This is a genomic window from Okeania sp. SIO2B3, from assembly GCF_010672525.1.
In the GTDB taxonomy this organism is placed as follows: domain Bacteria; phylum Cyanobacteriota; class Cyanobacteriia; order Cyanobacteriales; family Microcoleaceae; genus Okeania.
Window position 1 is genome coordinate 1 of sequence record NZ_JAAHGH010000038.1, and the last position, 12,498, is coordinate 12,498.

The 12,498-nt window shown below is 38.3% G+C and carries 8 protein-coding genes; 3 read left to right on the forward strand and 5 right to left on the reverse strand.

Annotated features, from left to right (window positions below; translation table 11 throughout):
• Window positions 1–296: 296 nt before the first annotated feature.
• The gene (locus F6K15_RS21705) at window positions 297–2,024 is read right to left on the reverse strand and encodes a succinate dehydrogenase/fumarate reductase flavoprotein subunit (RefSeq protein WP_293064193.1); all 1,728 of its coding nucleotides are present in this window, start codon (window positions 2,022–2,024) and stop codon (window positions 297–299) included.
• Window positions 2,025–2,693: 669 nt separating this feature from the next.
• On the reverse strand, window positions 2,694–3,002 hold the full coding sequence (locus F6K15_RS21710) for a hypothetical protein (protein ID WP_293064259.1): 309 nt from the start codon (window positions 3,000–3,002) through the stop codon (window positions 2,694–2,696).
• Between the two features lie 329 nt (window positions 3,003–3,331).
• On the opposite strand from F6K15_RS21710, the gene F6K15_RS21715 reads away from it, so the two are divergent.
• On the forward strand, window positions 3,332–5,668 hold the full coding sequence (locus F6K15_RS21715) for a globin domain-containing protein (protein WP_293064196.1): 2,337 nt from the start codon (window positions 3,332–3,334) through the stop codon (window positions 5,666–5,668).
• 481 nt (window positions 5,669–6,149) lie between these two features.
• On the forward strand, window positions 6,150–6,467 hold the full coding sequence (locus F6K15_RS21720) for a hypothetical protein (RefSeq protein ID WP_293064199.1): 318 nt from the start codon (window positions 6,150–6,152) through the stop codon (window positions 6,465–6,467).
• A 580-nt stretch (window positions 6,468–7,047) separates the two neighbouring features.
• Here the strand turns inward: F6K15_RS21720 and F6K15_RS21725 are convergent.
• Window positions 7,048–8,196 carry a tetratricopeptide repeat protein gene (locus F6K15_RS21725; RefSeq protein WP_293064201.1) on the reverse strand — a complete coding sequence of 383 codons (1,149 nt, stop codon included), beginning with the start codon at window positions 8,194–8,196 and terminating at the stop codon, window positions 7,048–7,050.
• A 786-nt stretch (window positions 8,197–8,982) separates the two neighbouring features.
• Here F6K15_RS21725 and F6K15_RS21730 point away from each other — a divergent pair.
• Window positions 8,983–9,330, forward strand: coding sequence for a hypothetical protein (locus F6K15_RS21730; protein WP_293064204.1), 348 nt, complete (start codon window positions 8,983–8,985; stop codon window positions 9,328–9,330).
• A 1,348-nt stretch (window positions 9,331–10,678) separates the two neighbouring features.
• On the opposite strand, the gene F6K15_RS21735 is transcribed toward F6K15_RS21730, so the two are convergent.
• Both F6K15_RS21735 and F6K15_RS21740 read right to left on the reverse strand, forming a co-directional pair.
• The gene (locus F6K15_RS21735; protein ID WP_293064207.1) at window positions 10,679–11,599 is read right to left on the reverse strand and encodes a 2-keto-4-pentenoate hydratase; all 921 of its coding nucleotides are present in this window, start codon (window positions 11,597–11,599) and stop codon (window positions 10,679–10,681) included.
• A 26-nt stretch (window positions 11,600–11,625) separates the two neighbouring features.
• Window positions 11,626–12,498, reverse strand: an 873-nt coding sequence (locus tag F6K15_RS21740) for a pentapeptide repeat-containing protein (RefSeq protein ID WP_293064209.1), incomplete at its 5' end; no start/stop codon positions are given.

Genomic DNA, 12,498 nt, shown 5'->3' on the forward strand with positions numbered 1-12,498 from the left:
TGCTTTACGGTTTAATCCTGTTAATGCTCTGAGTAACCTATCTTGTTTTAAGGCTCGTTCAATATTTAGCATTCTTCTGGCCAATTTCTGCTTGAACCATTTTACCTTATTTCCCAACAACTCTAATTAATAATTAATAATTAGGGCCTGCTGATTACAGCGGTCGAAGGAAAGGGCGCGGACAGATCAAAAGCTTAAAACTCAGACAAAGCTAGATTTTTCCTTCTTTGGTAGATAACTAAACGCCTTCTTCCTTCTTCCTTCTTCCCTCTTCCTTCTTCCTTCCGCTATAAAAATTAATACTTCCGTTCCTGTGGCTCAAACATTGTAACTGCTACAGGTCGATAACCAATATCAATTCCTGCTAACGAATAATATGCCAAAGTATGCTTCAGAAAATTCTCATCATCCCGCTGGGTAAAATCTTCCCGACTGTGAGCGCCACGACTTTCCTGACGACTCAACGCCGAACTTAAAATTGTTTCCCCTACCACAATAATACTCCGCAACTCCAACGCCTCAATAACTTCCGTATTCCACAACTTACCCTGATCATCCAAATAAACCTCCTGATATTGCTCCTGCAACTGTTTCAATTTTTCCAACCCTTCTTGCATCACATTCTGAGAACGAAATACACCGCAATGCTTAGTCATCGTATCCTGAAACTGCTGCCGTAAAAAATCAATACGATATTCTCCCGAACGGTCCAACAACCCTTGAATTTGTTCTCGTGCCTCCTGAATATAAGGTTCTTCCTCAATATTCGGCAATTTGCGACCTTCTACAAAATCAGCGATCGCTGCCCCAGTCCGTCGCCCATAAACCACACATTCCAACAAAGAATTACTGCCCAAACGATTCGCCCCATGCACCGACACGCAAGCACACTCACCCGCAGCAAATAACCCATCCACCAAACTATCAGCACTAGCAAAAACTCTACCATCAGTATTAGTAGGAATGCCACCCATAGAATAATGAGCAGTGGGACGAACTGGCATCGGTTCGTTCACCGCATCAATACCTACAAGACGATGTGCTTCTTCCCAAGCAAACGGTACTCGACTCATAATTTTTTCCCGCCCCATGTGACTCAGATCGAGATAAACAAACGGACCTCCCGCAGTACCATCCATATTAATTCCGCGACCAGCACTAATTTCCAAAGTAATAGCACGGGAAGTAATATCGCGGGGTGCCAACTCCATGCGACTAGGAGCATAATTTGCCATAAAGCGATCGCCATCACTATTAATTAGATAAGCACCCTCACCGCGCACCGCTTCAGAAATCAAAACTCCTGCTGGATATAAACCTGTAGGATGAAACTGTACAAACTCCATATCTTGCAGAGGAAGGCCAATCATTGCTGCCATTGCCAAACCATCGCCAGTAGAAGCATAATCATTGGAAGTGGTATTAAATACTCGACCATAACCACCAGTGGCAAGCATCACTGCCTTTGCTCGCAGCACAACAATTTCACCATCTAGAATATGGTACATAACTACGCCCTTTGCCTGACCATCTTCGAGTATCAAGCGCATTACATACCATTCCTGATAAATATGCACCCCATAACGACGGAGGTTATTTACCAATTCATGTAAAATAGCGTGACCAGTTTTATCCGCAGCGTAACAAGTGCGGTTGTGGGAATGACCGCCGAAAGCACGTTGAGCAATGCGACCATCTGACAACCGGGAAAATAAGACCCCTAAATGTTCGAGGTCAATAATTACATCTGGTGCTTCTTTTGCCAAAATTTCTACTGCATCCTGGTCAGCTAGATAGTCGGAACCTTTGACTGTATCAAAAGCATGAGCTTTCCAACTATCTTCAGGATCTACATTCTGGAGAGAAGCTGCTATTCCACCTTGAGCTGCTACCGAGTGGGAACGAATGGGGTGAGTTTTGGCAACAACTGCCACATTCAAGCTAGGATTTTTGCGGGCTATTTCTACAGCAGCGCGACTGCCTGCTAGACCGCCACCTACTATTATTACGTCGTGTTCTAACATTAAGTAAATCTCTAATAGTTTTATCCTGTTATTATCTTATATCAATTTGATAACTGTTTGCTACAAATAGTTAGGCTATTTCTTAGGAGTCAGTCCTCAGTCCTCAGGAGTCAGAATGAATGGCTTCAATACCAGTTTTTAGGTCAGAAATTCTCTTTTTTTCTCAAAAGGACATCTTCTCTAAAGTCTTTATATTGAACTTATTATTCGTAACATTCTTTTTTTTAAATGGTATGATACTAAATTTTCTTTTAATTTGTAGCAATATTTTTTTATAGCAGTCGGAGGAAAGGTTACTATAGTTCGACAGCTTAAAACTCAGACAAAGCAATATTTTTCCTTCTTCTTTCTTCTGACTTCTGACTTTCTTTTTCCTTCTGACTTACTTCTTAACTTCTTAACTTCTTCTTTCTTTTTCCTTCTTAACTTCTTAACTTCTTCCTTATGACTTTCTTCTTCCTTCTTCCTTCTTCCTTCTGACTTTCTTTTTCCTTCTTCCTTCTTCCTTCTTCCTTCTTGCTTACTTCTTCCTTCTTCCTTCTGCTATAAACTAGCCTTAAATAAAAAACCCACCTGTGTAATTAAGCAGGCAGGTTTTTAACTTGTTAAATTCCTCAAATTAAATGAGGACTTTAGTTTTTGGTGTTGCTCAATTCAAAGTTAAAACATTTAGCCTGCAGAAGTTGCTGCTTGCTGACCAGACATTGAGGTTTGAGGCTCTTCTTCATCATTAGGCTCTACTGAAAAGACTTCAATATGGTTTAATAAGGTAGTTACAAAAGCAAAAAGTAGGAAGGGTAGAGACAAAACCACGATTAAAGCAATAGCCCCTAGAGCATAGACTTGGCTACTGCTAGTCCAAAGGGCGACTCCTCCAGCTATGCTCAAGAATACCACTATTAACCAAACAATAATTTGGCCATAAATGTCGCCGAAAGTGAGTGTGCATTGGATACGATATTTTTGGAGATTATTCATCATCTTTACCTCGTTACATTAACTCAAATTAATAAGTTAGACTAACTGTCAAACTAGAGTAATTTATAGGTTAGACCAACTGTCAAACCAGAGTAAAATTTATTACGATCAAAATCGTAATTGTTACAATACTTTACAGTTTTTCACTGTAAAATAATAGAGCTGTTACAAAAGTAACAATTAAATCTTTTTTACCTTTTTTTTATCTACATTTTTCTATTTCAAGCTATTCTTGATTTCTGGCAGAGGCATTACAAGTTAATGTGTGATTTGATACTGAAAAAATTCATCTATATTATCAATAGTTAATGTCTAATTTTACATAAAAAATGCAATCAAAAATTGAAATTGTAGAACAAAGTTTTGAGAAAATTAAACTTGATGCTAATGAATTTGCTGCCAGTTTCTACGAAAACTTATTTGCACAATATCCAGAAGTTAAACCACTGTTTGCTAATACTGATATGGAAACGCAACAGAAAAAATTGCTTAATGCTCTGATATTGGTGGTCGAAAATCTCCGGCATCCAGAAGTGCTAAAAGAAGTTGTACAAGCATTAGGCAGTCGGCACATTAATTATGGCACTCTCAAACAACATTATCCATTAGTAGGTAAAGCACTACTAAAAACATTAAAGCAGTATCTTGGGGAATATTGGACTCCAGAAGTAAAAGCAGCTTGGATATATGCTTATCGTGGGGTTGCAAAATTGATGTTGCAAGGTGCAAACTATCCACCGGAGAAGGAGCGATCGCCCACTGATGAGACTACAGAAACTGAAACCAAGACCCAGGAAAACCCCCACATCAAGAACACCGAAACCGAAGTTCAAGCTACACCAACCCCTACTTCACCAATAGAACTCATTGAAAGGAGCTTTGAAAAAATCAAACCCCGTGGAGCAGAATTTGCTACCAGTTTCTATGAAAATCTATTTGCAGCATATCCAGAGGCAAAACCATTATTTGCTAATACTGATATACAACAGCAAGAAAAAAAGTTGCTTAATTCCTTAGTGTTAGTAGTAGAAAGTCTCCGTCACCCAGAAGTTTTAGCACAAGTATTGCGCGCTCTTGGTGCCCGTCATATTAATTATGGAACTCTTCCGCAACATTATCCTCTAGTTGGGGAAGCATTGTTGAAGACTTTAGAACAGTATCTTCAGCAAGATTGGAATTTGGAAGTCAAGAATGCGTGGGTATTTGCTTACGAACAAATTGTGCAACTGATGTTTGAAGGTGCAGGGTATTCTCCAGAAACTTCAAACACAGAAGTTGAAACTACCTCGCCACCAAAAATAGAAATCAATCTAGAGAAAGCACCAGTATCAAAACCAAGCTCTAAGTTACAGGTAGAAGTCATCGAAAACAGCTTTGAAAAAATAAAATCCCGTGGAGCAGAATTTGCTGCCAGTTTCTATGAAAATTTATTTGCAGCATACCCAGAGGCAAAACCACTATTTGCTAATACCGATATGGAAAATCAACAAAAAAAGTTGCTTAATTCCTTAGTCTTAGTAGTGGAAAGTCTGCGAAACCCAGAAGCTTTAGCAGAAGTCTTACGCGCTCTTGGTGCCCGTCACGTTAATTATGGCACTCTCAAACAACATTATCCTTTAGTAGAAAAAACTATACTGAAAACTTTAAAACAGTATCTCCAGGAAGACTGGACTCCCGAAGTTAAGAAAGCTTGGGTATATGCACTCGGTCAGATTACTAGATTCATGTTTGAAGGAGCAGGTTATATAAAAACACCAACACCACCTCCCAAACAAGTAGAAGAAACAACGACAAAACCCACTTCTGAACAAGAAAAAAAATCTCTTTCTCCTCCCACAACTAGACAAAAAATAACAACTAAAACTAAGCAAAAAAAAGAACTGTCAGACAAAGAATATTCTACTGAGGAGGCAATAGCAAAACTCAAGAAATTACTTACACAAATTATTAATATTTTCTGGGAATTGCCAAAAATATATGTAGTAATTATCGCCGTCATTGTTGCAATTATAGTGGTGAATTTAGTCGGTGAAGATTCTATTTTTGCTAAAACATTAGCTTCTGCTGATACTATTAGTCTTATTGTTGCTATAATTCTGTTTGTTAAAGAAATCCCCGACCGAAAAAAAGAATTTCACTATCAAGCTTGGAGCGTAATAGATGCAGCTAAAGGCATCAAAGATAGTCAGGCTAGATTTATGGCAATTCAAGATTTGAATAAAGATAATGTTTCTCTGAGAACTCTACAAGCACCAGGTGCATATTTGGCAAGTATTGATTTGAAAAAAGCAAATCTCAATGAAGCAAATTTGAGTGAAGCTTGCCTAGATAATGCTAATCTTAAACAAGCAAATTTAAGTTATGCTAACCTGGCGAATGCTAAATTATCAAGCAGTAATTTAATTGATACAAATCTCAGTTTTAGTAACCTGAGTAATGCTAATTTGAGTAGTGCTAATTTGAGTAATGCTAATCTAGTTTGTGCTGACTTGAGTAATGCTAATATGAGCGGTGTTAATCTGAGTGGGGCGACTTTGAGTGGGGCAAAAATTATTGAAACTTATTTAGTTGGTGCGAATCTCAAGGATGCAAAAGTAAGTGTTGCTGAACTTTCTAATGCCTATTTAAAAGATGCAATTATGCCAGATGGTTCAAAGCATAAATAGGGTTTAGGGGTAGGAGACAACCCACCCCTAGCCCCTCCCAGGAGGGGAGGGGGAGACAGGAGACAACCCACCCCTAACCCCTCCCAGGAGGGGAGAAATGGGAATTATGCCAATGTGATAAATATTTGTTACAAATGGTAGGGACGTTGCATAGTCCGTAGGAAAGAAGGAAGAGGAAAGAAGGAAGAAGGGATAAATTTTGAAAAAAAAGGGAAAAACAATATAAATAACTATCTAAAATGAACTGGAATAGCTATTTTTAAGCATATTCGATCAAGGTCTACCTTTTTGTAGCATTCTTTTTTCAAATTGGTATTATAGAGGAGGTAGTCGGAAAAATTTTCCCAAGATTGTTCTGCCATAATCGTGCCAAAATACTAGCTTTATGCAGCTCTTACCGCCGAAAAGCTGGCACTTTTTTAGACTAAAAAATGCTAAAATTCAGCCAGACTAAAACTAACTAAAAATAGGCAGAAAATTTATGGAATCACAAAAGCACTTATTAGCAAAAAATATGGCTTTTCTCATGTTAGTTTCTCCTGATAGTAATTTGGCAAAATTATTAAAGTTTTGTTTGGCAACAAAAATTACTGGGGAAAATCCTGGTAAAGCTGCAGAAAATATGGCTCGTGAGCTGATGGAAAAACCATCTAGTTTGCCTTATTGGACTCAGGATGTGATGAGAATTGACAATAATTATAGTGCTGAAGAGTGGGAAGCTTTAGGTAAGATGGATTTAAAAGATACTGAGGAGTTTATGAATACTTTGTGGCAAGAATTAGAAAATTTAAATTTGTAGATCAAACTTATATTAATATGATTTAAGTTGTGAGATATTGGAGACTTTTAGGCAACAGCTCATCTGGCAACAGGCAACAGGGAAGAAGAAAAAAACGAATATATAAGAATAAGATAACTGCTATATTCTATACTTTAAAGGAACACTTCAATTCTCGCATCTGATTCCTAATTGCTATATATTAATTTGATATTAATTTGGGTGGTGGTGCATTGTAATGGTCGTGCATTGTACAAGGTACAACAGTGGGAGCAAAATGCTCCCGTGCCAGGTATTCCTCTTTGCTGTGTACCATTACTATGCAGGACTACTAATTAGGGTTTGCGTATGGAAAGCCTTTTTTCTGGGGTAGGAGACAGCTATACTGGAGACAACCCACCCCTAACCCCTCCCAGGAGGGTAGGAATGAGCGAGGAAGTAGGAGCTAAGTTTTGTCCCAAGATTGTTCTGTCCAACTATGCGCTTAAAATACGCTCCTCGCACGAGCGTTTTAAACGTGATACTAGGTACTTTTTAAAGACCCCAAAAAGGCACTTGTCTTTATATGTCAATGCTTTTAGATTTAATCAGCAAGCCCTAATTAATCTTCCAATTCCTTCATAATAGTTTCCACTTTTTCTTTACCTTCATAATTATTCTGTTTCTCAAACAATTTTAATGCTGTTTCAAAAGACTTTCTAGCTTCTCGAACGCGCTCTCGACGGTGAAGAGCTAACCCCATTTTATAATGAGCATCTGCATTATCCGGATTTTTCTTAATTACTTGCCGATACATAATTATGGCTTGTAAATAATCCTGACTTTCTAAAAGTATCTCTGCTGCAGCAAACCTAGCTTCTACTAAATCAGGATTAGCATAAGCAGCTCTTTGATAAAATTTCAAGGCAGCTTGGGGATTATTTTGTGCTTGATAAATTTCCGCAATTTGAAACTGAATCTCTCCATTTCGAGGTCCTAGACGAGAAGCTACTTCCAGAGCAGCTAAACCACCATTAATATCTCCAATAGATAATAAAGCAGTTCCTAACTTGATTTGCACTCCTGCATCTCTCGGTGATAATCTAACAGCTTCTCTAAGTGCTTCTAATGCTTCAGGAAAACGTTCCTGTTTCAGTAATGTTAAACCCATTGAAGCATAAGCTTCAGCATTATTAGAATTAGACCGAATTGCTACTTGATATGCAACTATCGCTTCATTGTATCTCTCTAGACGAAATAATGCAGCACCTAATCCTAAATGAGCATTAACGTTATTGCGGTCAAGTAAAGAAGCACGACGATAAGCTTCAACTGCGGCTTGATAGTTTTCTAACTTAGCCAAACTATATCCCAAACCATATTGAAAATCTGCTTTATGAGGCTCAATAGCGATCGCCTGTTGATAAAACTGACTTGCAGCTTGAAAATTTCCTTGGAGTGCCTCTAAATAGCCAATACCAGAATATATTTGTGCATTTTTTGGGTCTAAACGTGCTGCCTGTTGATATATGGCGATCGCTTTTTGGTATTTACCCGCATCCGCTAGCGTTCTTCCCTGGCGTAATAGTTTGTCTAAGTTGGAACTCACGGATTGATTTTGAGCCAATAATTTGACCCCACAGCCAGAAAAAGTATAGGTATTTATTCTAGATGTTTCTTGACAAGTAACCCCATAGGCAATGGAAGGAACAGTGGCTGTTATTGTGGCCACCACTAAACTACTAAATATTGATACTGTTTTTTTGTACACGGCCAGTCTGAAATATTAAGTGTTCATAGAAATTATTAATCTTGACATCCTCCCCCGTTAAATCTAAAGATGATCATGGGAGATTTTCAAACCTAAATCGTTGAGGTTTACTGCTTAAGTAGCACTTATCTAGATTGTTTCCAACCCCCGACAGTACGCCTACACAGTCAATTTATGCTACGATCTGCAAAGGCTGCATTATATCATAATTCTATCTGCTAATCAAATCAAACCTCTTGCTGAGAAACTCTTCCAACTGGCAGCTTATTGTGGGGCAATGAATCGTCAATATGGCCTTAGGCTCAACAATGGTTTGCTGATCGTCGCCACTCCTCAAGAGTCGATAAGTGATGCCACGTTCCCCCAACAATACTTGGTTTCAACCTAATGAAGTGATGAAATATTGGTACCAGTGGCAACAACAAGTGGCCTATTTTTGGCAATTACAGAATGTAGTATAACTTGCAAATTCTGTAGTCTTTGTTAACCTGGTTTTAAGGGTATAACTACTTCGGAAGAAAAATCTATTAATCCTCCTGCCTAGTCAAGGATAAAACAGTGTATTTATTCTATGTGGTTTTACCGGGATTTATTTCTCAACCCACTGAAAACTTACCTAGAACATTTTCTGGAATAGCTACATAAAAGCTTTTAGTAAGTAAGCTGTTCCATATCTCTTTTTTGTGCTGAACTATTAGTCTATTTCTAGACATCAATTCAATTAAACTATGCTTAATTTTTTGCTTGTGATTTACCTAGTAACTTTACTCAATGAGGACAATGAACATGAATCACCAACTCAGTCTAGTGCTTCAAAATGACAAAAATATTCAACAATTAGGTTGTATTAGCGCTGTACATAATCCTAAAGATACTAATCATTTGGAACGCCGACAACAACAACGTGCTATTAGTTTGCCTATGATGAAAGTTGCCATAATTTATGGTAATAGACAATTTAGTTATGGGGCAGTCACTTATACTTTGACTGATAAGAATTTATGCAGAACTCCTTATAAAAGGTTTATAGATGTGCTGCGAGGATTGAGAGTTGTCTGTGTCCAGGGATTTTCAGAGCCTAAAATTATGACTGCTTATTGGCATAATAAAACGAAGAGAAAAGTTCATAGATAGATGTTGATATATTGCTAATTTATGAGCTTAAAAAGTTTACATTCATTCAGCAAGCTTACCTTACTCAACCCAACTTAACTACTATTCTCTGTAGGCTAAAATGTTGGGTGAGAAAATTATTCATAGCAGAAGGAAGAAGAAGGAAGAAGGAAGAAGGAAGAAGAAGAAGAAGGAAGAAGGAAGAAGGAAGAAGGAATAAGGAAAAATATTACGTTATTTACTCCTTATTATATCAAATCCGGTTAATTACACATAGAATCCGGTTATATAATATCTGTTTATAATTCTATAATTATTTCAATATAGCGCTACGTATTAAGGTTAGGGCATAAATAGAAGCTGTTTGCGCAGCATTCCGTAGGAAAACCCTTTTATATTCCCCTGTCGCCTATTGCCTGTTGCCTGTTGCCTGTTGCCTGTTGCCTTGCGCGTAGCGCTATACTAGACATCTCGGCAAAAGAGGGAGTAGGGACGTTCCATACAACTTTACAAATTACAGGAACTGTCCAATAGTTAAAAGTCTTATATTATCGGCAATTTATTCCCCTCCTGGGAGGGGGAGGGGCGAGGGGTGGGTTGCCTATTGCCTTCCGGAGCTGTTGCCTGCGCGCAGCGCTTTACAGGAACTGTCCAATAGCTAAAAGTCTTATATTTAGGACTTACGCATATACGCTATATATAGCGCTAAAAACTGTTGTCCAATAGTACTTGGACTCTATAAATAGTGCCTTTGCGTAAGTCCTGATATTATTCCAACGCAGATGCTGCGCAAACGGCAATTTATTCCCCTCCTAGGAGGGGGAGGGGCGAGGGGTGGGTTGCCTATTGCCTTCCGGAGCTGTTGCCTGTGCGCAGCGCTTTACAGGAACTGTCCAATAGCTAAAAGTCTTATATTTAGGACTTAGGCATATACGCTATATATAGCGCTAAAAACTGTTGTCCAATAGTACTTGGACTCTATAAATAGTGCCTTTGCGTAAGTCCTGATATTATTCCAACAGAGATGCTGCGCAAACGGCAATTTATTCCCCTCCTGGGAGGGGGAGGGGTGGGTTGCCTGTTGCCTTCCGGAGCTGTTGCCTGTTGCCTGCGCGCAGCGCTTTACAGGAACTGTCCAATAGCTAAAAGTCTTATATTTAGGACTTACGCATATACGCTATATATAGCGCTAAAAACTGTTGTCCAATAGTACTTGGACTCTATAAATAGTGCCTTTGCGTAAGTCCTGATATTATTCCAACGCAGATGCTGCGCAAACGGCAATTTCCTCCTGGGAGGGGGAGGGGCGAGGGGTGGGTTGCCTGTTGCCTGTTGCCTTCCGGAGCTGTTGCCTGCGCGTAGCGCTATACTATTCAAACTTCACAAATATTTCTACGGTTTCATTTGGAGTTAGACCTGTATATTGAGCGCGGATAGTAGTATTTGATTTAACAGTAAAAAAATTTGTAATACTCCCTAAAGAAAGTAGATCCCCTTTTTTTAATTGTTTACCTTCTGCTTGTAAAGAATTTTTAATCCAGAGAACAACATTTAGCGGATTACCTAATAAAGAACTGCTATTTCCTGATACTAATACTTTACCAGTTTCATCTAAAATTTCTAGGTTTAGATTCTTTAAACGATTTTCCCATTCATCAGTATCGGCTAAAGGAATAGGATTACCTAAAATTCCCGTTCTTGCCCCAACATTAATAGCTAAAAGAGCAGGTGCATCTAATTTTAAATCTTGACTATAAACTAAATCTGCTAATTCAATAAATGGTATTACTGCATCAAGATATTTTAAAGTTTCTCTGGGAGTTTTAGCATTATTAATTTCTGCACTTCCAACTCTAACAATTAAATCACCTTCCCCTATAGGACGACTGCCAAATTTAGCTGGAATTACAGCACCACTTTCGAGGAACATTTTGTCGAGTAAAGCACCTCGCAAAGGCTGAGAAACATTAAAACGTTGTTGAGCATTTGGATTAGTTAATGCTGCTTTGTAGCCAACTATTTGACCTAAGTTTTTACTAATTTCTGTTATAAATTGCTTTTGAATTTGTTTTGCTTGAGGAATAGTTAGAGTTGTTGCAGTGTCAACAGGAGTTTTGTTGAGATAATTTTCTACCAGATTTTTGACTAACTGAGAATTACTATTTTGAGTAACTATAGATGTAGAATTTTTGTCGGAAGTTTCTGTTTCTGGTGGGATTTTTGATGTTTCAAAAGTACAGGCTGAAAATAAAGATATTAAGAGTAAAATAAGATACTTAGATATGTGCATAATTTTTAGTTTTTAATAAGGTTTTGTCAGTCTTTCTCCCATTTAGAGCAGTCAGGAGGATTTTTAGGATCGGAATCTTTATCTTGTTCAATTTCCTTTATTCTTTCTTGGTTGGCTTGTTTGTCTATAGGAATGAATTTGTCTCCAGATACTGTATTCTCTTCAACTATTGTACTGTTTACATAAATTGCTTCTTTCCAATTGCAAGCTAATTTTATTTGTGCATTACTGAGATTTTTTGCACTAAAAAGGTAAGCTTGACTGAGGTTAGCTCCACCGAGGTTAGCTTGACTGAGGTTAGCTTGACTGAGGTTAGCTTGACTGAGGTTAGCTTGACGGAGTTTAGCTTGACGGAGGTTAGCTTGACTGAGGTTAGCTTGACTGAGGTTAGCTCTAAAAAGCTTGGCTTGACTGAGGTCAGCTCTAATGAGGTCAGCTTCACTGAGGTTAGCTTGACTGAGGTTAGCTCTAAAAAGCTTGGCTTGACTGAGGTTAGCTCTAATGAGGTAAGCTTCACTGAGTTTAGCTCTAAAAAGCTTGGCTTGACTGAGGTCAGCAAAACTGAGGTCAGCAAAACTGAGGTTAGCTCCACTGAGGTTAGCTACACTGAGGTTAGCCACAAAGAGATCAGCTCTACTGAAGTTAGCTTCACTGAGGTCAGCTTCACTGAAGTCAGCTCTACTGAAGTTAGCTTCACTGAGGTTAGCTTTACTCAGGTTAGTTTCATTAAGTTGTAGACCAGATAACGAAAATCCATCTTTATGTAATCGTCCTACTGCTGTTTTCACAACCCCAGATTTATCGCCTTTACCATCATTAATAACACTCCAGGTAGAAAAAAGTTTTTCTTCTTTTCGTTCTTCAAACTCCGTTAACCAGGTTACTAAACTAACAATAAG